18 protein-coding genes and 1 pseudogene are annotated in these 22,432 nt (G+C 71.8%); 4 read left to right on the forward strand and 15 right to left on the reverse strand.

Going from position 1 to position 22,432, the window contains the following annotated elements; translation table 11 throughout:
* Positions 1-82 precede the first annotated feature (82 nt).
* Positions 83-1,438 (forward strand): D-arabinono-1,4-lactone oxidase, encoded by a 1,356-nt coding sequence (locus ACFQUZ_RS22185; RefSeq protein ID WP_377445437.1) that lies wholly within the window; start codon positions 83-85, stop codon positions 1,436-1,438.
* Here ACFQUZ_RS22185 and ACFQUZ_RS22190 read toward each other — a convergent pair whose 3' ends face one another.
* The 7 genes from ACFQUZ_RS22190 to ACFQUZ_RS22220 all read right to left on the reverse strand — a co-directional run bounded on the left by ACFQUZ_RS22190 (position 1,439) and on the right by ACFQUZ_RS22220 (position 11,207).
* Positions 1,439-2,761, reverse strand: a complete 1,323-nt coding sequence (locus ACFQUZ_RS22190; protein ID WP_377445439.1) for a CapA family protein — start codon at positions 2,759-2,761, stop codon at positions 1,439-1,441.
* Positions 2,762-2,884: 123 nt separating this feature from the next.
* On the reverse strand, positions 2,885-5,752 hold the full coding sequence (gene topA, locus ACFQUZ_RS22195) for a type I DNA topoisomerase (protein ID WP_377445441.1): 2,868 nt from the start codon (positions 5,750-5,752) through the stop codon (positions 2,885-2,887).
* 475 nt (positions 5,753-6,227) lie between these two features.
* The gene (locus tag ACFQUZ_RS22200; RefSeq protein ID WP_377445624.1) at positions 6,228-6,791 is read right to left on the reverse strand and encodes a hypothetical protein; all 564 of its coding nucleotides are present in this window, start codon (positions 6,789-6,791) and stop codon (positions 6,228-6,230) included.
* 296 nt (positions 6,792-7,087) lie between these two features.
* Positions 7,088-7,627, reverse strand: coding sequence for a hypothetical protein (locus ACFQUZ_RS22205; RefSeq protein ID WP_377445443.1), 540 nt, complete (start codon positions 7,625-7,627; stop codon positions 7,088-7,090).
* A 210-nt stretch (positions 7,628-7,837) separates the two neighbouring features.
* A complete protein-coding gene (locus ACFQUZ_RS22210) occupies positions 7,838-10,198 on the reverse strand; it encodes a sodium-translocating pyrophosphatase (protein ID WP_377445446.1) in 2,361 nt (786 codons plus the stop codon).
* A gap of 212 nt (positions 10,199-10,410) precedes the next feature.
* Positions 10,411-10,854, reverse strand: a complete 444-nt coding sequence (locus tag ACFQUZ_RS22215) for an ATP-binding protein (protein WP_377445448.1) — start codon at positions 10,852-10,854, stop codon at positions 10,411-10,413.
* Positions 10,851-11,207: an STAS domain-containing protein gene (locus ACFQUZ_RS22220; RefSeq protein ID WP_377445451.1), complete on the reverse strand. Its 357-nt coding sequence runs from the start codon at positions 11,205-11,207 to the stop codon at positions 10,851-10,853. Before ACFQUZ_RS22220 ends, ACFQUZ_RS22215 begins: the two co-directional genes overlap by 4 nt.
* Before the next feature lie 213 nt (positions 11,208-11,420).
* Between ACFQUZ_RS22220 and ACFQUZ_RS22225 the strand changes: the two genes are divergently transcribed.
* Positions 11,421-14,183 (forward strand): DEAD/DEAH box helicase, encoded by a 2,763-nt coding sequence (locus ACFQUZ_RS22225; RefSeq protein WP_377445453.1) that lies wholly within the window; start codon positions 11,421-11,423, stop codon positions 14,181-14,183.
* 39 nt (positions 14,184-14,222) lie between these two features.
* Here ACFQUZ_RS22225 and ACFQUZ_RS22230 read toward each other — a convergent pair whose 3' ends face one another.
* A complete protein-coding gene (locus ACFQUZ_RS22230) occupies positions 14,223-14,660 on the reverse strand; it encodes a hypothetical protein (protein WP_377445455.1) in 438 nt (145 codons plus the stop codon).
* Positions 14,661-15,188: 528 nt separating this feature from the next.
* On the opposite strand from ACFQUZ_RS22230, the gene ACFQUZ_RS22235 reads away from it, so the two are divergent.
* A complete protein-coding gene (locus ACFQUZ_RS22235) occupies positions 15,189-15,767 on the forward strand; it encodes a hypothetical protein (RefSeq protein WP_377445457.1) in 579 nt (192 codons plus the stop codon).
* A 138-nt stretch (positions 15,768-15,905) separates the two neighbouring features.
* Here the strand turns inward: ACFQUZ_RS22235 and ACFQUZ_RS22240 are convergent.
* The 7 genes and pseudogenes from ACFQUZ_RS22240 to ssd form a co-directional block, all read right to left on the reverse strand.
* Positions 15,906-16,295, reverse strand: a pseudogene (locus ACFQUZ_RS22240) (Rv3654c family TadE-like protein); the annotation flags it as partial.
* Entirely contained in the window at positions 16,292-16,714 is a 423-nt protein-coding gene (locus ACFQUZ_RS22245) for a TadE family type IV pilus minor pilin (RefSeq protein WP_377445459.1), read from the reverse strand. The gene ACFQUZ_RS22245 and the pseudogene ACFQUZ_RS22240, both read right to left, overlap by 4 nt.
* Positions 16,711-16,839 carry a DUF4244 domain-containing protein gene (locus tag ACFQUZ_RS22250; RefSeq protein ID WP_377445626.1) on the reverse strand — a complete coding sequence of 43 codons (129 nt, stop codon included), beginning with the start codon at positions 16,837-16,839 and terminating at the stop codon, positions 16,711-16,713. The genes ACFQUZ_RS22245 and ACFQUZ_RS22250 overlap by 4 nt, the downstream gene beginning before the upstream one ends.
* Before the next feature lie 65 nt (positions 16,840-16,904).
* A complete protein-coding gene (locus tag ACFQUZ_RS22255) occupies positions 16,905-17,693 on the reverse strand; it encodes a type II secretion system F family protein (protein ID WP_377445460.1) in 789 nt (262 codons plus the stop codon).
* Positions 17,693-18,493: a hypothetical protein gene (locus ACFQUZ_RS22260; RefSeq protein ID WP_377445462.1), complete on the reverse strand. Its 801-nt coding sequence runs from the start codon at positions 18,491-18,493 to the stop codon at positions 17,693-17,695. Before ACFQUZ_RS22260 ends, ACFQUZ_RS22255 begins: the two co-directional genes overlap by 1 nt.
* Positions 18,490-19,800 (reverse strand): TadA family conjugal transfer-associated ATPase, encoded by a 1,311-nt coding sequence (locus ACFQUZ_RS22265; protein ID WP_377445465.1) that lies wholly within the window; start codon positions 19,798-19,800, stop codon positions 18,490-18,492. Before ACFQUZ_RS22265 ends, ACFQUZ_RS22260 begins: the two co-directional genes overlap by 4 nt.
* Positions 19,797-20,897 (reverse strand): septum site-determining protein Ssd, encoded by a 1,101-nt coding sequence (gene ssd / locus ACFQUZ_RS22270; RefSeq protein WP_377445467.1) that lies wholly within the window; start codon positions 20,895-20,897, stop codon positions 19,797-19,799. The genes ACFQUZ_RS22265 and ssd overlap by 4 nt, the downstream gene beginning before the upstream one ends.
* 619 nt (positions 20,898-21,516) lie before the next feature.
* On the opposite strand from ssd, the gene ACFQUZ_RS22275 reads away from it, so the two are divergent.
* Positions 21,517-22,317, forward strand: coding sequence for an HAD family hydrolase (locus tag ACFQUZ_RS22275; RefSeq protein ID WP_377445469.1), 801 nt, complete (start codon positions 21,517-21,519; stop codon positions 22,315-22,317).
* Positions 22,318-22,432: the final 115 nt, after the last annotated feature.

Consider the following 22,432-nt stretch of genomic DNA (forward strand, 5'->3'; position numbering starts at 1 on the left):
GACCGAAGCCGGATGACGATGTTTACTCGCAGGTAGAGATAATGATATGAGTAATTCTCGTATTCATTCCGAGGGAGGTGTCATGCGGCCGCCATCCACCGCCGGGCCCGCTGCCGGTCCACCCGCCGGCCCGCTCCCCGAGGGTGCCACGCCGTGGTCCAACTGGGCCGGCAACCAACGCGCCATGGCCGCCAGGCACCGCCCGACCGACCTCACCGAGGTCATCGAGACCGTGGGCAACGCCCGCGCGGCTGGTGGTCGAATCACGGTGAGCGGCTCCGGACATTCATTCACGGCTATCGCCCGTCCGGACGGCGGGCGACTGGACCTCGCGTCCCTGACCGGGCCGGTGCACGTCGACCGGGACCGTCGGCTGGTCACCGTTCCCGGCGGGATGACCCTGCGCACGCTCAACGACCTGCTCGCCACGCACGGCCTGGCGCTGCCCAACCTCGGTGACATCGACGAGCAGACGATCGCCGGCGCGGTCGCCACGGGCACTCACGGCACCGGAGCCCGGTACGGCTGCCTGGCCACCTTCGTCGAGGAACTCACAGTGGTCAGTGGCACCGCCGAGGTGATCCGGTGCTCGGCCACCGAGCGGCCGGACATCTTCGCCGCCGCCCAGGTCGGCCTCGGCGTACTTGGTGCGGTCGTCGCGGTGACCCTGCGCTGCGTGGACGCGTTCGTGCTCCGGGCGGAGGAACGGCCGGCACCCCTGTCCGACACGCTCGCCGGCCTCACCGACCTGATCGAGGGCAACGAGCACGCCGAGTTCTACTGGTTTCCCTACACCGACCGGGTCCAAGTCAAGATCAATAACCGCGTTCCGCTGGACGACCGGCCGCTGTCCCGGCTGCGCGGCTGGCTGGACGACGAGTTCCTGGCGAACACGGCGTTCGCCGGCGCCTGCCGGCTCGGGCGGACCGTCCCCGGGCTGGTCCCGACCATCAGCGCGGTGTCCGCGCGAGCCCTCACCGCCCGCGTCTACACCGGCCGGTCCGACCGGATCTTCTGTACGCCCCGGCGGGTCCGATTCGTGGAGATGGAGTACGGCATGCCGCGGGCCGCCCTGCCCGAGGCGCTGGCCGCGCTGCGCCGGATCATCGACGACCTGCCGTTCCGGGTGCTCTTCCCGGTGGAGGTACGGTTCACCGCGCCGGACGGCATCTGGCTCTCCCACGGCTACCAACGGGAGTCCGCGTACGTGGCCATTCACCAGTACGTCGGGATGCCCTACGAGCCGTACTTCCGGGCGTTCGAACGGGTCGCCACCGAGCTGGCGGGTCGCCCGCACTGGGGCAAGCTGCACTACCGGGAAGCCGCGTCGCTCCGCCCGGCGTACCCGAGGTTCGACGACTTCCTCGCGGTACGCGACCGGCTCGACCCGGACCGGGTGTTCGGCAACGCGTACACCGATCGGGTGCTCGGACCGTAGCTAACGCGTGACCACCGCGGCGCCTGGCCCCTCGGCCAGCACGACCTGCCGGATCCGCTGGTACGAGGCCTGGTAGACCCGCCGTCGGTCGGCCGGAACACCAGGATCGGCCAGCGCGGCCGGCAGGTCCACGAGTCGGATGTCCGGGGCGAGGTCCACCCAGGTCGGGATCACCTCGACCCGGTCGACGGCCCACCTCCCCGGGCCCACCTCGGCGAAGGTGGCCTGGACCATCAGTCCTTCCCGGTTGGCGTCGACCGGTCGGGAGTGTCGGGCGATCTCGTTGCCCATCCCGTACCCCACCCAGGTGCCGGCGACCCGGGTCACCGGCTGCACGACGTGCGCGTGGTGGCCGAGGATCAGGTCCACTCCGGAACCGGCCAACTGCCGGGCCCACCGGCGCTGCGCCGCGTCCGGCCGGTGCTGGTATTCGGTCCCCCAGTGCAGGCTGAGGACCACGATCTGGGCGCCGGCCGCCCGGGCCCGGCGCGTCTCGGCCCGGATCGCCGCCGGGTTGATGACGTTGACCAGCCATTCCCGGCCCCTCGGCCGCCGAAGTCCGTTGAGACTCGCCGTGTACGACAGGTGAGCCACCCGGACGCCGTCGGCACCGCCCACCTGGTAGATCTTCGGGGCCGCCGCGCCCTTCCCGCTGGCCGCGCTGCCGGTGTGGCCGAGTCCGGCAGCGTCGAGCGCCGCCACGGTGCGCTGGACTCCGGTCGACCCCTGGTCCAGGGTGTGGTTGGAGGCGGTGGAGCACCCGTCGAAGCCGGCCCACCGGACCGCGTCGAGCACCTGCGGCGGCGCGTTGAACCTCGGGTAGCCGGCGAACGGCCCGGCCGCCTCGCCCAGTGGTGTCTCCAGATGGCACAGGGCCAGGTCGGCAGCGCGGATCCGCGGCGTCACGCCGGCGAACATCGGAGCGAAGTCGAGACCGCGCCGAGCGGACCGCCGCGCGTCCAGGCGCGCCTGCTCGGTGAGCGCGGGGTGCACCAGAATGTCACCCGCGCCGAGGATGCGGACCACCCGTCGGCCTGCGGCGTCCGTACCCAACGGACCACCGGAAGCGGCCACGCCGGGTCCGTCCGTGCCGACCGGGCCAGGTGTGTCGCCGGCCGGACCAGCCGCGCTCGACCCTCCCGACGGGGAAGCGACCTCGCCCCCCGCGACGGCCGTTGTCGGCGAGACGCTCGGAGCCGCACCCGCGGACCAGCGCACCGTCGACCGGTCCGCCGGCGCGCAACCGCTGGCGAGGACCAGGACCAGCACCGCGACAATGGCGCCGCGCGGCGACCCCGCTCGGGTCACCATCGATCCGGACATGCGGACACAGTACGCGCACAGTGTCCGCCCGGTCGCCCGCGGCGACGTCCCGGTCACGCGACTGCCGGAACTGAAGCCCGTGTCTACTTCGCCGCCGGCCGCCCAGGGGCTCTGGCTCAGGCCCTAATCCTGATCCGCGGATCGCGCCGCGCTGGCCCTCGCGGGCGCTGCCTTCTTCGCGGCGGTCTTCTTCGTCGGCGTCTTCTTGACGGCCGCCGCCTTCTTCGCCGTCGACTTACCGGCGGCTGCCTTCTTGGCGGCGGTCTTCTTCGCGGCCACACCCTCACCCGCCGCCTTCTTCGCGGTGGTGCCTTTCTTCGCCGCCGCCTTCTTGGTGGCCTTCTTGCGCGGCGACGGACCCTTCGCACGCTTCTCGGCCAGCATCTCGGAAGCCTCCTCGATGCTGAGTGCCTCCGGCGTCTGGCCACGCCGCAGCGACGCGTTGGACTCCCCGTCGGTCACGTACGGGCCGAACCGGCCGTCCTTGATGACCAGCGGCTTCTCCGTCAGCGGATCGACACCCATCTCCCGCAACGGCGGCGCCGCCGCTCGGCGCTGCCGGGTCTTCGGCGCGGCGAGCAACGCCAGCGCCTCCTCCAGCGTCACCGTGAACAGCTTCTCCTCGCCGTCCAGCGAACGGAACTCGTCACCACGCTTGACGTACGGGCCGTACCGGCCGTTGTTGGCCAGCACCTCGTTGCCCTCCGGGTCCACCCCCACCACCCGGGGCAGGCTCAGCAGCCGCAACGCGTCGGCCAGGGTGAGCGAGTCGGGTGACTGCGAACGCAGCAGCGACGAGTTGCGGTCACCCGTGGAGACGTACGGGCCGAACCGGCCGGACTTGAGCAGGATCGGCTCGCCGGTTTCGGGGTGCTCGCCGAGCTTGCGCTCACCGCCACCGCCGAGGAACAGTTCGTTGACCTTCTCCGGGGTGAGTTCGTCGGGCGCCAGTGCCTCCGGGATGGTGACCCGGTCCTCGGCACCGCCCTCGTCCGCCGGTTCCGGTGCCGCGCCGGTCGGGATCCGCTGCAGGTACGGGCCGTACCGGCCGACCCGGACCACCACCTCGCGACCGTCGTCGTCGCGGAACAGCGGGATCGAGTTGACGCTGCGAGCGTCGATGTCGCTCAGGTTCTCGGTGACCATCTTCTTCAGGCCACCGGACCGGGCGATCTGCTCGTCACCGGCGCCGCCCCGGGAGTCCCCGAAATAGAACGCCGTGAGGAAGTCCACCGCCGCGTGGTCGCCCCCGGCGATCTCGTCAAGCTCGTTCTCCATGCTGGCGGTGAAGTTGTAGTCGATCAGCCGTGGATAGTGCCGTTCCAGCAGACCGACCACGGCGAACGCGAGGAAGGACGGGACCAGCGCCTGGCCGCGCCGGCTCACGTACCCCCGGTCCTGGATCGTCTGCATGATGGACGCGTAGGTGGAGGGCCGGCCGATGCCCAGTTCCTCAAGCGCCTTGACAAGCGACGCCTCGGTGTAGCGCGAGGGCGGCTGGGTGTGGTGGCCCTGGGCGGCCAACTGCTCGGCGGTCAGCGGCTGGTCCCTGGTCAGCGTCGGCAACCGGCGCTCCGCGTCCTCGGCCTCGGCGTTCTCGTCGTCGGACGACTCCACGTACGCCCGGAGGAAGCCCGGGTCGGTGATGGTCTTGCCGGTGGCCGCGAAGTCGGCTTCCTCGCCGGCGTTGGACACCGCCCGGATCCGCACCGAAACGCTCGACCCGACAGCGTCGGTCATCTGTGAGGCGATGGTCCGCCGCCAGATCAGCTCGTAGAGCCGGAGTTCCTCGCCGGACAGCTCCTTTGCCAGGTCACCCGGCGTTCGGAAGGTGTCCCCGGCGGGACGGATCGCCTCGTGCGCCTCCTGCGCGTTCTTCACCTTGCCCTTGTAGCGGCGCGGCTCCGGGGGCACGCTGCGGTCGCCGTACAGCTCGGCGATCTGCCGTCGGGCGGCGGCGATCGCGGTCTCCGAGAGGTTTACCGAGTCGGTCCGCATGTAGGTGATGTAGCCGTTCTCGTAGAGCCGCTGCGCGGTGCGCATCGTCTGCTGGGACGAGAACCGCAGCTTGCGGGCCGCCTCCTGCTGGAGCGTGGAGGTGATGAACGGCGCGTACGGCCGCCGCCGGTAGGGCTTCTCCTCGACCCGGGTGACGGTGAACGGCTGCCCGTCCAGCCGGGCGGCCAGCCCCCTGGCGCCGGCCTCGTCGAGGTGGGTGACCCCGGCGCCGGGACGGACCCGGCCTGTGGTCGGCTCGAAGTCCTTGCCGGTGGCGATCCGGTCATCGCCCAGCGCCACCAGCGTGGCGTTGAAGGTGCGTGGGCCCTCACGGGCGTCGCGGACGGCGAGGGTGGCCTGGATGTCCCAGTACTCGGCGGTGCGGAAGGCCATCCGCTGCCGCTCGCGCTCCACCACGATCCGGGTGGCCACCGACTGCACCCGCCCCGCGGACAGCCCGCTGCGCACCTTGCGCCACAGCACCGGGGAGACCTCGTAGCCGTACAGCCGGTCCAGGATCCGCCGGGCCTCCTGGGCGTCCACCAGGTCCCTGTCGATCTCCCGGGGGTTGGCCACGGCGGCCTGGATCGCCGGCTTGGTGATCTCGTGGAAGACCATCCGCCGCACCGGCACCTTGGGCTTGAGGGTCTCCACCAGGTGCCAGGCGATCGCCTCACCCTCGCGGTCCTCGTCGGTGGCGAGGAAGACCTCGTCTACCTCCTTCACCAGCGAACGGAGTTTGGTGATCTGCTTCTTCCGGTCCGGGGAGACCACGTAGAGGGCGGTGAAGCCGTTGTCCACGTCGACACCGAGCCGGGCCCACGGCTTGTCCTCGTACCCGGAGGGCACCTCCGCGGCGTTGCGCGGCAGGTCGCGGACGTGGCCGAAGCTGGCCTCGACGACGTACCCCGGGCCGAGATAGCCCGAGATCGTCTTGGCCTTCGCCGGTGACTCGACGATGACCAGACGGGTGCTCCTGGCGTTGCTCGGCACGTTTCTCCCCGACCTCACTCCTGTTTGCGCTGTCCGGCGGGCCACCCTGGCCGCCGATCGGGCGTCCGCCGCGTCGATCGCCGGCCGGCGATCGCCATCGTCCCCGCGCCCACCGATCCCGCTGGTCGGCCGGCGGACCGCGCGTCCAACGTAACGCGCTTGCCGGCTCACTCGTTCCTCGGGCCGTTGACAAGCCGTTGAGCTGCGGTAACACGCACCAGCGGCGACCCGCAACGCGGCGGTCGCAACGGCGACACCGTACACCGCCGAACGGGCTCGGCGGGCCGCTCCGAGCGGATCACTGTCCGTCGAGGTGGCCCGGCGGCGCGCTTTCCGGGTCAAATCACACCACGGACTGTCCATGATCAGACAGCTGTCGATGGAATGCCGCCCGTCGGAGCGGCCAGACACCGAACCGCTCCGCCGTCGGTCGACGTCGTGGCGCCGGGCGGTCGCCGCTCCCGGCCCTGTCCCGTCAGGCGCCGCCCGGCCACCGTGCGGGCGGGGCCGCCGCCGGCCGCTCACCCACCAACTCGGCCAGTCGTGCCACCGCACGCCGGCCCTCGATCCGGTACGCCGGTCCGCCGCCGCTCGGAGCCAGCAGCTCGGCGGGGAGTCCGACGGCCGCCAGGGCGGCACCCACCGGTGCCCAGCACGGCTCGTCGGCGAGACCGAGCCCGAGCACGAAGCCCGACGGGTCGGGGACGCCCGCCGCGGCCACCCACAACCGCAGCCGCGCACCGCCCAGGTGGAACCCGTCGGGCGGGCGCTTCCCGGTGTCCCGCAGCCAGCTCCTCGCCAGCGGGGTGAGGGTTGCCGTGTACGCCGTACGGACGGCCAACCGTCGTTCCGCCGTGTGTGCCCAACTCGTCGTCAACCCCCGATGCCGCAGTTCGGCGACCAGCACATGCACCCGCCAGGCATCCGCCACCTCGACCGAGACCCGGGCCGTCCCACCCATGCGGACCACCTGGCCGGGGCCGGCGAGCAGGCCATCCAGGTCGTCCGGCGACGGCTCGACGGCCGCCACCCCGAACAGGGACGGCTGCCGGCCGGGCTCGTCGGCCGGGTCGGACCGCCGGGCTGCCGTACGCTGCGCGTCGCCCGTCGCCGGGGAACCGCGCGCGGCCGTCGAACCGCGCGGCCCCGCCGTCGAACCGCGCGCGGCCGTCGAACCGCGCGGCCCCGCCGTCGAACCGCGCGCGGCCGTCGAACCGCGCGGCCCCGCCGTTGACGCTCCCCGCTCCGGGGACGCTCCCCGGCTCGCCGATGCCGATCGCTCCGCCCCCGGCGGCGGTGCGAACAGGGCCGGCGGGTTCGACTCGTCGGGCGGCGTCAGCGACACTCCGGAACCTCGTCGAAGGCCCGCTCGAGTTCTTCAGAGTTCAGCTTGCTGGTGTCCACCGCGCTCGCCCGGTAGTCCGTGTTCAGAGTCTCCATCACCGCCTGCACCCCGTCGTAGAAGACGGCCGGCTGATCGATGCTCAGCTCCTCGATCGAGGTCTTCGCCTTGCCGTACGCGTCCCGCACCGCGGTCAGCGAGGCGATGAAACCGCGGGAAACGACCTCGCCCTGGTCGGCGTCCGGCACCCCCGCTCCCGCCACCTGCTCGCGGGCGGTCTCGGTGGCCCGCTCGGCGCCGGCCATCAGCCGGACCAGGTTCTCCTTGGCCTGGGCCGGGGTGGTCTTCGCGGTGATCTGCTGCTGAGTCACGCTGGTCAAGTTGTTGATCTCGGTCCGCCACGGCCCCAGCGCCTGGCAGACCGACGCCGCCCAAGCCCGCGGACTGGGGCCCGCACCGCACGCGCCCACCAGGAGGGCAACGGCGAGAAGCACCGCCGCGAGGGGAACGGCGGACGGGCCGGGGGTACGCATGCGTTGCAGCGTACGGCTTCGGCAGGACATCCCGGGATGCCCAGGCGACCGCCGGGTTCGGCCGCAAGCCACGCGGCCTCGACCGACCGGTGTCCCGCCGGGTTGGTCCCTGTCGCCCCGCTACGCGGAGCGGCCTAATCGGGAGGAAGTAGGTCTACCTCCGGGCCAGGAAGGGCCCCTCCTGACAGAAGGGGCCCTTCCTGGCAGCGGTCAGGCGCTCACGGTCTCCGGCCGCTGGTCAGGCCGGCCGGTGCCGGTGCCGCCGCCATCGGACTCGTCCATGGCGACCGGCTTCCGCTTGCTCCACACCACGGCCAGCACGATGACCAGCGCGGCGATCACCGCGATCCCGATGCGCAGCGGGGTGTTCTTGTCCTCGCCCACGCTCCACGCCACCACGGCCGGCGCGATCAGCAGCGAGACGAGGTTCATCACCTTGATCAGCGGGTTGATCGCGGGGCCGGCGGTGTCCTTGAACGGGTCACCGACGGTGTCACCGATCACCGTGGCGGAGTGGGCCTCGGAGCCCTTGCCGCCGTGGTGGCCGTCCTCCACCAGCTTCTTAGCGTTGTCCCAGGCACCACCGGAGTTGGCCAGGAACACCGCCATCAGCGTACCGGCACCGATGGCACCGGCCAGATAGGACGCCAGGGCGCCCGGCCCGAGACCGAACCCGACCGCGATCGGGGCCATGATGGCAAGCAGACCGGGGGTCATCAGCTCGCGCTGCGCGTCCCGGGTGCAGATGTCGACCACCTTGCCGTACTCCGGCCGCTGGCTTCCGTCCATGATCCCGGGCAGCTCCCGGAACTGCCGACGGACCTCCATCACCACGGCACCCGCCGACCGGGACACCGCGTTGATCGCCAATCCGGAGAAGAGGAAGACGACGGCGGCGCCGATGATGAGGCCGACCAGGTTGCGCGGGTTGGCCACGTTCAGCGCGTTCAGGATTTCCCCGCCCACGTTCTGCACCCCGGCGTCGGCGTACGAGATCCCGAGCGTGTCGGTGTACGAGCCGAACAGCGCGGTCGCCGCCAGCACCGCCGTGGCGATCGCGATGCCCTTGGTGATCGCCTTGGTGGTGTTGCCGACGGCGTCCAGCTCGGTGAGGGTCCGCGCGCCGGCCTCGTCGATGTCACCGGACATCTCGGCGACGCCCTGGGCGTTGTCCGAGATCGGGCCGAAGGTGTCCATCGCCACGATCACACCGACCGTGGTGAGCAGACCGGTCCCGGCCAGCGCCACGGCGAACAGGCTCAACGTGATCGAGGTGCCACCGAGCAGGAACGCGCCGAAGACGCCGGCACCGATGAGCAGCGCCGAGTAGACGGCCGACTCCAGCCCGACGCTGATGCCGGCGAGGATCACGGTGGCCGGACCGGTAAGCGACGTCTTGCCGATGTCCCGCACCGGACGCTTGTCGGTCTCGGTGAAGTAGCCGGTGAGCGCCTGGATGGCGGCGGCCAGCACGATACCGATGACCACCGCGCCGATCGCCACGAGCCGGGGGTCCCGGTCCACGTTCTCGATCGACGAACCGGCGAACCCGGCGAAGGTGCTGGGCAGGTACAGGAAGGCAGCGATCGCCACCAGCACCGCGGAGATGACGGCCGACAGGTAGAACGCCCGGTTGATCGCGGTGAGGCCGGACTTGTCGCTGGCCCGCAGTCGGGTGAGGAAGACCCCGACGATCGCCACCAGCACCCCGATGGTGGAGATGATCAGCGGGAAGACCAGGCCCTCCTCGCCGAACGCGGCCCGGCCGAGGATCAGTGCGGCGACAAGCGTGACGGCGTACGACTCGAACAGGTCGGCCGCCATGCCGGCGCAGTCACCGACGTTGTCGCCCACGTTGTCGGCGATGGTGGCGGCGTTGCGCGGGTCGTCCTCGGGAATGCCCTGCTCGACCTTGCCGACCAGGTCGGCGCCGACATCGGCGGCCTTGGTGAAGATGCCGCCGCCGACCCGCATGAACATGGCGAGCAGGGCGGCACCGAAGCCGAAGCCCTCCAGCACCGTGGGCGCGTCACCCTTGTAGATGATCACGACGAGCGCCGCGCCGAGCAGGCCGAGACCGACGGTGAGGAAGCCGACCACACCGCCGGTCCGGAAGGCCACCTTCATGGCCGCCTCGCGCCCGCCGGTGGCTTCCCGGGCCGCCGCCGCGACCCGCAGGTTCGCCCGGGTGGCCAGCGCCATCCCGAGGCCGCCGATGAGGGCGCTGAACACCGCGCCGACCACGAAGAACAGCGATCGACCGATCTTCACCCCGGTCTCGCTGCCGGCGGTGTCGTGCACCGGCAGCAGGAAGAGCAGGACGACCGCGACGACGACGAAGATCGCGAGGGTTCTGAACTGGCGGAGCAGGTAGGCCGAGGCGCCCTCCTGGACGGCCCCGGATATCTCCTGCATCCGTTGAGTTCCCTTGCCGGCTGCCAGCACCGTCCTGGAGAGGGCGCCGGCGAACCCGAGCGCCACCAACGCGATGACCGCGGCGATGACGACGTAGGTCAGATTCCCACCGGTGAGGGACACGCCGCCGTCAGCGGCGACCAAGGTCCCGGACATCTATGTCCTCCTGTACCGAAACAGTCGCGCCGGACCGCGAAGGTACGGGCCCGGCGACACACGCAGGGAGCAACGACCCGGTCCCGCACGCGCGGGACCAGGGCACTTGCTGATCACCCCGGGTACTCTAGCCCTCGCCGGTGTCTCAGGTCACACCCAGCCCGCACCGTGTCCCGATGATCTTCATCATTGTGTTAACGACTTCTCGGTGGTTATGGTTTTCGACCGACCGGCCACACCATCCGCACCTCGGTGCCGATGCCCATCTCGACCGGGCGCACCGAGAGGTCCTCGACGAAGCCGGCGAGCAGGGCAAATCCCACGCCGGTGGTCAGCGCCTCGTCGGTCAACGACTCGTCCGCCAACTCGTCCGGCGGTAACGCCGCCAGTCCCAGCCCGGCCTCGACCGGCGCCCGGTCGATCACCCGTACCGTGTAGCTGCCCTGGTCACTCATCTCCACGTCGACGAGGTCAGGCAGGCCGTACTGGCGATGCAGCGCCACCGCCCGGGTGCACGCCTCGCCGATCGCCAACCGGACCTCGTCGAGCAGCTCCTCGGCAACGCCGGCCCTGCGGGCCACCGCAACCCCGACGAGCCGGGCGGTCCGCACGTGCACCGGCGCCGGAGAGAAGGACAGCCGGACCGTCGACATCACGCGCCGGGACCGGCGGAGTCGGCCGCCATCGCCGCGTCCACCGTGGGATAGATCGGGAACACCTGGTCCAGTGCGGTGATCCGGAAGATCTTGAGCAACGGCTCCTTGTCGCACACCAGGCCGAACGTGCCCTGCACGGTGCGTAACCGCTTGAGCGCGCCGACCAGCACGCCGAGACCGGTCGAGTCGAGGAAGTCCACCCGTCCGAGATCCACGACGACCTTACGGGCACCGTCATCGATCAACTCGACGAGCCGTTCCCGAAGCCGGGGAGCGGTGTAGACATCCACCTCGCCGCCGACCTCCAGCACCGTGTGGTCGCCGACGGTGCGGGTCGTCAGCGAAAGCTCCATCCGATCCTCCTTGCGAGCTTGCGGCCTGCGGCCTGGGCCGACCGGGGCGTCCCCGCCGGCGTCGATGGTGCTCCTGGGCATCTAACCACTCGGCCGACCTGGGACGCATCGGACGGCCGCCGAACGCTCGGGTGGCACCGGGGGCGTTCGCTCCTTACCCACTCCGGCCCGGCTACGCACCCCGCTGGCCGCTGGCCCACCGGTAGTGCGAGAGTGCAGGACGTGACATCAGCGGCCGCCGAACCCCGAGGCGCCCGGATCGACCCGGATCCGGAGGGGCTGCTGCGTCAGTTGCGGGCACGGTCCACCGGCGACCCGGTCACCCATGTCGAACGGGTCGCCGCCAGCGCCGGGACCTCGGCCGACTGGCCGTACTGGGTACCGGACGAACTGCGGAAGGCGCTGGTCGAGCGCGGGGTCGTCGCCCCCTGGCGGCATCAGGCCGAGGCGGCCGACCTCGCGTACGCGGGCAGTCACGTCGTGGTCGCCACCGGCACCGGCTCGGGCAAGTCCCTGGCCTACCAACTGCCGGCCCTGTCCACCCTGCTCGCCGATCCGCGTGCCACGGTGCTCTACCTGGCGCCGACCAAGGCGCTCGCCGCCGACCAGTTGCGTGCCGTCGCCGAGTTGGGGCTCGACGGGGTACGCCCGGCCTGCTATGACGGTGACACCCCGCAGGCCGAGCGGGAGTGGATCCGGCAGCACTCCAGGTTCCTGCTGACCAACCCCGACATGCTCCACCACGGCATCCTGCCCGGACACGCCCGCTGGTCGGCGTTCCTGCGCCGGTTGGCGTACGTCGTGGTGGACGAGTGCCACACGTACCGGGGTGTGTTCGGCTCACACGTCGCGCACGTATTGCGCCGGCTGCGCCGCCAGGCCGACCGGTACGGCCGTCCCGGGCCGGGCCCGGGTGGCACCACGGGCCCGGATGGCACCGCAGGCCCGCTGGCTCCGGGCGCCCTGGCCGCCGCGGGCCCGGATGGCACCACAGGCCCGGGCGGCGGAGCGGGAGAGGTCCGTCCAGCGAGAGCCGGCCGGATCACCGGCGTGGCCCCGCTCCCGGCCGGAGCCGCTTTCGCTTCCCGCCGGGACTGGGCGGCACGACGCGGCCCGACCTTCGTGCTCGCCTCGGCCACGGCCGGTGATCCCGCCGGGACCGCCGGACGGCTCATCGGGTTACCCGTCACGGCGGTCACGGAGGACACCGCGCCGCGCGGCGGCGTGACCTTCGCGCTGTGGGAGCCGCCACTGTTGCCGCCGGAACCCGGCGCGACCCGGAACACCGGCACGGTCGTGGATGCCGACACGGTCGTGGACACCGACACGGTCGTGGACACCGACACGGTCGTGGATGCCGGCACGGGCGCGCGTCTCGACGGACCCCCGGGTACCGGTGCTTCCGCGAGTACCGGCCGGTCCGCGGACCGGCCGGATCCGAGCCCCGGGCACCTCGTGCCGGGCGGCGACCTGGCCCAGGTCCGCAGGTCGGCGCTGCGGGAGACGGCGGACCTGCTGAGCGACCTGGTTGCCACCGGCACCCGGACGCTGGCGTTCGTCCGCTCCCGGCGTGGCGCCGAGGTGATCGCGACGGCCGCCCGGCGATCGTTGGACGAGGCGGTACCCGGCCTCGGCCGGCGAGTCGCCGCCTACCGGGCCGGCTATCTGCGGGAGGAGCGTCGGGAGCTGGAACGGGCGCTGCTCTCCGGCGAACTGCTGGGCCTGGCGTCGACGAACGCACTGGAGCTCGGCGTCGACCTGACCGGGCTGGACGCCGTGCTGATCTGCGGTTATCCCGGCACCCGGGCCTCCCTCTGGCAGCAGGCCGGACGGGCCGGCCGATCCGGCCGGGAGGCGTTGGCGGTCCTGATCGCCCGCGACGATCCGCTGGACACCTACCTGGTACACCATCCGGAGGCACTGTTCGGACGACCTGTGGAGGCAACCGTCCTGGACCCGGGCAACCCGTACGTGTTGGGGCCACAGCTGTGCTGTGCGGCGGTCGAAGCACCGCTCACCGAGACCGACCTGGAGTTGTTCGGCCCGGCCGCACCCGCGGCGGTGGCGGCGTTGACCGAGTCCGGGGCGCTGCGCCGGCGCCCGACCGGCTGGTACTGGCGCCACACCGGACGCCCCGAGGTGGACCTACGCGGCACCGGCGGGACGCCGATCTGCGTGGTCGAGTCGGCGACCGGCCGGCTGCTCGGCACCGTGGAGGAGTCGTCCTCGCACGTTCTCGTCCATCCCGGCGCCGTCTACCTGCACCAGGGCGTTTCGTACCTGGTGGACGAGCTGGACCTGGAGGGCGCCTGCGCGTTGGTGCACGCGGAGGAGCCGGACTGGTCGACACACGCCCGCGACGTCACCTCGTTGTCGGTGGCGTCCGTGCGGTCTTATGTGGACGCGGGACCGGTCGGGCTGTTCCTCGGCGAGGTGGACGTGACCAGCCAGGTTGTCTCCTACCAGCGACGCCGGATCGCCACCGGCGAGGTGCTGGACACCCGGCCGCTCGACCTGCCGGTTCGCGAGCTGCGCACGGTGGCGGTGTGGTTCACGGTGTCACCGCGGTCGCTGACGGCGGCCGGGGTGGATCCGGCGGAGGTGCCGGGGGCGCTGCACGCCGCCGAACATGCCGCGATCGGTCTGCTGCCGCTGGTGGCCACCTGCGACCGCTGGGACATCGGTGGGCTCTCCACGGCCCTGCATCCGGACACCGAGGCGCCGACCGTGTTCGTGTACGACGGGCACACGGGCGGCGCCGGATTCGCCGAGCGGGCATACCATGCCGCGTCTGGCTGGCTGCGGGCCACCCGGGACGCGATCGTCGAGTGCGGCTGCGAGACGGGCTGCCCCTCGTGCGTGCAGTCTCCGAAATGCGGCAACGGGAACAATCCGCTGGCCAAGCCCGAAGCGGTGACCCTGCTGGACGTGGTGCTGGCCAACCTCCCCGGCGAGCCGGCTGCCGAATCCGACTGATCTTCGCGGCACCGCGCGCCGAGCCGGCGGCCGGTGCCGTCAGTCTTCGCGCATGCGCCAGATCGTCGCGGTGAAGCTGTAGGAGCGGTCCTCGACGCTTGTCACCCGCAGCCGGGCCACGCCTCCACCGTTCGTGCGCACGCAGGCCACGTGGCCCTCGTCGAGTTCCGCCCGGGTGAGAGCGGCAGCCCGGGCCGCGACCGAGCACTGTTCGTAGGTGGGCTGTTCCCGGTCACGCCAGAGGCCGATCTTGACGCCGTCGGTGGCGCGCAGACCGAGGTTCTCGTCCCACAGAAGATCACCACCGTTTCTGGCGGGGGCGCGGGCCGGCGGATCCAGATCCAGGTCCTTGGTGCGTTCGTCGATGCTGAACTGGCCCTCGTACGAAACGGGCGCCAGCTCGACGGGCGACGGCGACGGCGACGCCGGGGACCCCGTGGGGCTGGGGACAGATCCGGATGGCGTCGGTTGGGTCACCTTCGGCTCGCCGGAGCGGTCCATCCAGAGGAAGCCGGTCCATCCGGCCAGTGCCAGCAGGACGACGATCAGCGTGAGGCTGAACGAACGCCACGGGTTTCTCGCCGCTCGTTTCGGTCCGGGTCCGTGTCGAGGCGCTAGCCCTCCGGGCGGGGGCGTGGGCCGCCCCGGAACCGCACCGGGCGGCCGCCACGGTGCGGTCGGCGATGGACGACCGACCTGTCCGTCCGGCGCGGCATCTCCCGACGCGGCATCGGACCGCCCCTGAGCAGTACCGTCGCCCTCACCTTTTGAACTCGTCATGCGCGGTGCCCACCCGTCCTGCGTACGGTCAGCCGTTTCACGTCCACCGAAAGTCGACAAATGCGTGGCGGATCTCCGCTCGACTGCATCAACGACTTTGTTCGGCCTGTCGTTATGGCGGCGTCGAACTCGGCCAGGCCCCGCCCCCGAGGCCAGGTCAGGTGGGTCCGCGACATCGCCCGCGTTGTGCGAGACTCCCGCGCGGACAACCACCAAGGAGTACACATGGATCTCGCCCAGTTGCAGGCCCAGCGGCAGCTTCTCATCCGTCAACGGATCCGGATGATGGTCAACCAGTACGAGGTACACGCCGTCGCCCCGGACGGGTCCGAGGGCGGACTACTCGCGTTCGCTCAGCAGAAGCGGCTCGCGTTCAAGGAGCAGGTGACCCTCTACACCGACGACAGAAAGCAGCAGCCGGTCCTCGGCTTCAAGGCACGGCAGGTGATGGACCTCGGTGCCACGTACGACGTCACCGATGCCGGCGGGTCGCCGATCGGCCTGTTCCGCAAGGACTGGAAGGCCTCCCTGCTGCGTTCGACCTGGCACGTCGAGCAGCCCGGCCTGGGTGTCGCGGTGGGTCAGGAGCGGAGCCTCCCGGTGGCACTGCTCCGCCGGTTCGTCGACTCGCTGTCCTGGCTGCCTTACCACTTCGACTTCACGATGAACGGCCAGGTGGCGTTCTCGGTGGTGAAGAAGTGGGGGCTGCGCGACCGGTACACCATTGACATCAACCACCCTCAGCTCGACCGGCGTCTGGTCATCGCGATGGCCGTCGCCCTGGACGCGCTGCAGGGCCGCTGACCCGGACGGGCGCGCGTCAGTCCGATGGACCTGGATGGGCGTTCCTCGCCCGACGCGCGTCCGTTCACGGTCAGCGGAAGCTGCCCGCCAACTGTGACCTACCCGGTGTCTCGCGGCGGGACCGCCGGCCGCCGTCGTGCGCACCGGTCCCGCGCGGGCGGCGGCTCGCGCCACACGACGGAGGCCAGGCAGCGGCGTCGTGGTCACCGACGCGGTGACAGTCACGTCCAGCCCGTCGGTCTGACACGAGACCAACCGGCCGTTGTTCAACGCCACGAGTTCGACCGCTCGACGGCAGGCAGCCGCCTTCCCGTCCGCCACCCGGACGGCGCCGGCCAGAGCTCCCAGATCGGCTGCGACCTGGGCCTGTCTGTTCGCCATTCGCGCGGTACCCACCGCCGCACCGGTCAGCCCCGCGGCCACAAGCAGCAGGCCGACCATGAGCAGCCAGAGAGACGCGCTCCCCCGGTCCCGGGTGGCCCCACCGGGATGGGGGATGCCGGCCCGTCTGTTACGGCGCCAGTTCATCGGCTCGCCTCCGCCTCTGGCCCGGCAGCCGTTCCCGGCTCAACCGCCGTCTCTGGCCCGGCCACCGTTCCCGGCTCGACCGCCGCGATGGCGGTGGCGGTGACACGGGTGCCCGGAAGCGGAGTACCGAGCGCACGCACCGGCGCTTCGACGGTCACCCGAACCAGTTCGCCCTCGACGCTGACCGACAACGTGGCTCCGGGCGGGGCCGTCTCGCCCGCGTCACGACCTCGCTCGTCGCCCCGGGCGACGGCCAGCGCCATATCCCGGGCCGTGTCCAGGCACTCTGTCCGGACGGTGACCGCGTTGACGGCCGTCAGGCCGGTCAGCATCAACAACACCAGCGCCGGCAGGCCGGCTGCCAGCTCTGCGGTGAACGACCCTCGGTCGCCGGGGCCGGCCTGCCGGCGCCGGGTCACTTGAACGCCCGGTCGATCACGGCCGTCAACGCCGCCTGGACGTGGCCCGACGTCAGCACCTTCAGCAGGATGCCGGCGAAGGCGACGGCGGCCAGCGTACCGACGGCGTACTCGGCGGTGTTCATCCCGTCGTCGGGTCGCAGACGGTCGATCAGCTTGCGCACGATGGTGCTCCTCGTCTCTTGAGTACTCACAGGACGTCGCCGAGCACGGCGACGATCACCGGCACCAGGCCGGCGAGTATGAAGGCGGGCAGGAAGCACAGACCCAGCGGCAGCACGATCAACACACCGGCCCGCCGGGCTGCCGCCTCGGCAGCGGTGGCCCGATCGGCTCGCAGGTCGTCGGCGATCCGGAGCAGTGTGCCGGCGAGGGACGCGCCGCTGGTCGCCGAGCGGATCGCCGCAGCGGCGACTCGGTCAGCTCCGTCCACGTGGCCGAGGTGGGCCCATGCCTCCTCGGGTTCGCCGCCAAGCCGCAGCGTCCGTCCGACCCGGTGCATCCGCTCGGAGAGCGGGCCGCCGAGCGTCTCCGCGACAGCCGTCACCGCACGGTCCACGGGCGCACCCGCACGTAATGCGGCGGCGACGAGGTCGGTGGCGAGCGGAAGGTCGGCCGCCTCCCGGCGCCGCCGGGCGCGGACTTCGGACGGCTCGACTCGGCGCAGCACGTGATCGGCCCCGACCGCGAGGACGGCACCGGTGAACGCACCGAGCGATCCGCCCAGCGCCAGCGCGACGCTCACCCCGAATACCGCTGTCACCAGGCGGATCCGGTCTGGCCGGATCCAGCGATGGCTGGCGTCCCCGGCTGGCGCCTCGACAGCTGGCCCGATCACGTCCCGGGCGCTGGTGGGTCCGATCCGCAGCCGCCGCAGCCGCCGACGGGCGGTTCGGCCGGTCACAGCCGCCAGCCAGCGCGCGACCAGCAGCACCAGCAACAGGATCAGCGCGGATCCGACCAGTTCCTCTGGCCGCATCAGACCACCCGGACAGGCAATGCACCGAGCCGGTCGGTCCAGAGCAGCCCGACAAGTTGCAACCCGACGGCACCGATCGCGCACACCGCCCCGAGCGTGGTGTGCAGCAGGAGATGGACGGGGTCCACGCCGATGCCGTAACCGAGCAGTAGCCCGCCCACCGGCAGGGCGGCCAGCAGCAACCCGGTTGCTCGGGCGCCAGCGGCCTGGGCCGCGGCAGCGGCCAACGCCCGGTCCATCGCCCGCGCGTCGGACTCGATGCGCTCCAGCAACTCGGCCAACGGCGCCCCCGTCCGCTCGGCCAGCCGGACCGCCGCCGCGGCCAACTCATCGAGTCGGGAGGCACTGACGGCATCTGTCGGCAGCTCGACGGGTGTCCGCGCTCCCGCCCGCAGCTCGGCCGCCACGGTGCTCAGCCGGTCCAGTCTCCGATCCCGTTCGGTTCTGGTTCGCCGGCTGGCACGGGCACGCAGGACCCCCCGCACCGTCAAGCCGGCATAGGTGCCCGACACGACGGCACCCACCGGGCCACCGACCAATCCCCCGATGGCGGCGGTCAGCACGATAGCCGTGCCGACCGCCCGGGTTGTGGACGCCGAGACCCAGGCAAGGCCGCGCACACCGAACTGCCGGCGACGCGCCGCGGCGGAGTCCGCCGGCCCGTGGCGTCTGGCCACCCCGGCCAGCGGGGCTGGTTGCCCGGCTCGAAACGCGACCGGTCCAGTCACTCGGCGGGGCAGGCACCAGCCCAGCGCCGCGACCGCAGCCGCCACGGTGACAATCAGGTCGATGGCGCTCACGATCCGCCCCGGACGTCGTTCCCGGGCATTTGAGCGTGCGCGACCGACGCGACGGAGTGATCGCCGGACGCCGCTTCGACGGGGCGTGTGCCGGTCTCGGAAACGGTCGCCGGCACGTCCGGGCGCGGGGCGGCGGCGCGGCCTGCCAGCGCCGCCGGTACGCGTACGCCACGGTCGGCCATGAGTCGCGCGAGCGCCGCCCGGGCCGGCCCCGCTCCGACGCTGCGGCGCCACGCGGGAAGGACGGTGACCATCCGGTCCGGCCCCGATGGCGCCAGGACGTTCACCGACTCCAGGACCCGTCCCCCGGTCGTGCGCCGCACCTGCACCAGCACCTGCAGGGCCGCCGCGACCTGCGCGTGCAACGCCGCCCTCGGGAGGCCGCCGAGCAGCCCGAGCGCCTCCAACCGGGCCGGCACGTCGCGCGGCTCGTTGGCGTGGAGGGTGCCGGCACCGCCGTCATGACCGGTGTTGAGAGCACAGAGCAGATCGACGATCTCGCCGCCTCGGCACTCGCCGACGACCAACCGGTCGGGTCGCATCCGCAACGCCTGGCGAACCAGGTCCGCCAGATCCACCGATCCGCGCGACTCCACGTTCGACAACCGGGTCTGTAGGCCGACGACATGCGGATGCACCGGTCGCAGCTCGGCTGCGTCCTCCACAAGGACGATCCGCTCATTCGACGGAACCAGCCCGAGCAACGTGTTCAACAGCGTGGTCTTGCCGGATCCCGTCCCCCCGACCACGAGGTAGGCCAGCCGGGCAGCGACCAGTGCCGCGAGCAGTTCGGCGGCCGGCCCGGTGACCGTGCCCCGACGCACCAGGTCGTCGAGGGTGAACGGGCGCTGCCGAAAAGTGCGCAGTGACAGGTAGGGGCCGTCGGTCGCCACCGGCGGCAGGACCGCGTGCAGCCGGGTGCCGTCGGGCAGGCGGGCGTCCGCGTAAGGGGCTCCGTCGTCCAGCCGCCGGCCGCAGGCCGCGACCAGTCGCTGCGCCAGCCGTCGCACGTCGGACCGGTCGCCGAGATCCACCCGCACGGACTCCAACCCGTGTCCCCGGTCCACCCATACGTCGACCCCGTTGACCAGCACGTCGGTGACCTCCGAGTCGGCCAGCAACGGTGCCAACGGGCCGGCGCCAACGAGATCCTGGTGCACCCTGGCCGCCACCCGGAGCAGCGTGGTGTCACCCAGCACGGCGGCAGACGGCTCGGCGCGGACGGCGGCCACCACCGCGGCCGGTGTCACTGTGGACCCCTCGACCGCGAACTGCCGGCGTACCCGGTCGGCGATGCCGGAGGTCACGCCGCGCCTGCCGAGGCGGCACCGACGAGGTCGTCGATGAGGCGTCCACACAGCGTCGCGAGCGGTCCCCGCCCCGAGGTGGCCGGTGCCTCGCCGCGTTCCAGTGCGCGGCGCAGTCCCGGCTCTGGTCGCAGCGTGCCGACGAGGGGGAGGTTGAGCGACCGGGCGATCTCGCGGGCCCTGAGCCCGCCGGGTGCCGGACCACGCACGATCGCCGCGAGCTGCGGGCAGTGCAGGACGGTGGTGGCGACGACCCGGGCCGCCGCCGCCGTGGCCCGCAGTTCGGCCGGCACGACGAGGTACGCCCGGTCGGCCGCCTGGAGGGCGACGACCGCAGCGTCGTCGAGACGCCGGGGAAGATCCACCACGACCAGGTCCCGGCCGCGACGCCCGGCGTCGAGGGTGGCCGCCATCGCGTCCGCGGGCAGGGCCACCGGATCACCCCGGTCCCAGGAGATGGTGACCAGGTCGCCCCGGCTCGGCAGCGCTCGCACCAGAGCGGGTGCGTCCACCCGGCCGTCGGCCTGGCGAAGGTCCGGCCAGCGGAGACCCTCGATCTGTTCCCAGCCCAGCACGAGGTCCAGCCCACCGCCGAGCGGATCGGCGTCGACCAGCAGCGTACGCAGGCCGCGGCGGCCGGCGGTGAGGGCGAGCGAGCCGGCGAGCACACTCGCCCCGGCCCCACCCCGCCCGCCGATCACGGCCAGCACCCGCCCCGGCTGGGGGTGCTCGGACATCGACCGGCTCTCTCCCAGCCGGTCCACCAGCCACGGTTCCGCCGCCGGCAGCACTGCCACGTGTTCGGCGCCGAGCAGGTCGGCTGTCTCCCATTCCGGATCACCGTGACCGGCCCGGCTCACCACCACGACGCGACCCCGGTGCGGCAACCGCGCTCGGAGACAGGAGGCCGCCTGGTCGTTACCGACAAGCACGATCGGTGGGCCGATCCACCTGGCCCGGGCGTCGGCGGCATCCGTGGCTACCTCGACGTCGATGCCGCCGACGGCGGCCAGTCGGAGCAGTTCATCGAGCAGTTCGGTGTCGGAGGTGACAACCAGGGGGAGCCGGCGTCCGGCGTGGACGGTGCGGGTAGACATCGCGGCCTCCATGGCGGCGGTTGGATGGACCGCTCCAGCCTCAGCCGCCGATCGACCGACCGGGGCGCCGGAAAGCCGGCCTGTGGATAGCGGGACCGCCTGTGGATAACCCCCTCGCGACCCGGCGATCTGGTATGTGCACCAGGAGAGATGTGGACCTGATGGGCGCGGGCTGCCGACGAGACACACCGGCCAGGACCTGGACCGTCGATGAGCCGGCGAACTGACCGTCCGCGTGTCGGAAGGCCGGCGGCAGACAGCCGGCCCGTCTCGCGGCGGTCCCTCGTCCGGAGAGGAGACGACCCCCGTCGGGGGGGGTGACGGGGGTCGTCTGCGGGTTCGGCTCCGGGGGGGTTGAGCCGAACCCACTCAGCGGTTACGGGGGGTGCAACCGCCGAGAGCTGCCAGGTGAAGCGTTGTCGCTAGATACAAGCATGCCTGACCGCTCTTGTATACGTCGAGTGGCCGGCACGTCCACACCCTGCGAAATAATGCTTGCGGTGGGTGACCGCGATCATGCCCTTACCTGATCGGGCAATCAGGCTCTTACCCCTTGTGACGTGCGAGAGTGACCCCGGACACCCGCCCACGCCCGGTCATCCGACTAGACTTGCCCGCCGTGGGCCGAAGTGCCGCCTTTTTCGATCTCGACAAGACCGTGATCGCCAAGTCCAGCGCCTTGGCGTTCGGCCGGCCTTTCTATCGGGATGGGCTGATTACGCGGCGTGACGTCGTGAAGTCCGCGTACGCCCAGTTGATGTTCCGGCTGGGCGGCACGGACGAGCAGACCATGGCCAGGACCAGGGATTATCTGGCCGCTCTGTGCAAGGGCTGGCCGGTGGAGCAGGTCCGCCAGATCGTCGCGGAAACCTTGCATGAGTTGATCCACCCGTACGTCTACGCGGAGGCCGCGGTGCTGATCGAGGAGCACCGTGCCGCCGGGCGGGACGTCGTGCTGGTGTCCGCCTCCGGCGAGGAGATGGTCCGCCCGATCGGAGCGCTGCTCGGCGTGACCGACGTGATCGCCACCCGGATGACGGTCGAGGACGGGCGGTACAGCGGCGAGGTGGAGTTCTACGCCGCAGGTCCCAGCAAGGTCACGGCCGTCGCCGAACTCGCCCGTCACCGTGGTTACGACCTGACCGAGTCGTACGCCTATTCCGACTCGATCAGCGACCGGCCGCTGCTGGAGTGCGTCGGTCACCCCACCGTGGTCAACCCTGATCGGGCGCTGCGCAAACTCGCCACCGAGCAGGCATGGCCGGTCCTCGAGTTCCGGCACCCGATCCCGCTGGGGCGCCGGCTGCGCGAACGGCCGGCCGTGCCGGTCGCCGCGGCCGCCATCGGCGTCGGGGTCGGAGTCGCGATCGGCGTCGCCTGGTACGGCCGGCACCGCCGGGCCCGTACCGCGACGGTCTGACCCCGCCGCGCCCCCGGCGCGCCAACCTCCGCCGGACCCGCGTTGATCAAGAGATTTGCGTCAGCTCAGCGCGGAAACCTGACGCAAACCTCTTGATCAACGCGGGTCCGGGACG

The sequence above is a fragment of the Plantactinospora sp. GCM10030261 genome (assembly GCF_042666615.1).
GTDB lineage: Bacteria > Actinomycetota > Actinomycetes > Mycobacteriales > Micromonosporaceae > KBS50.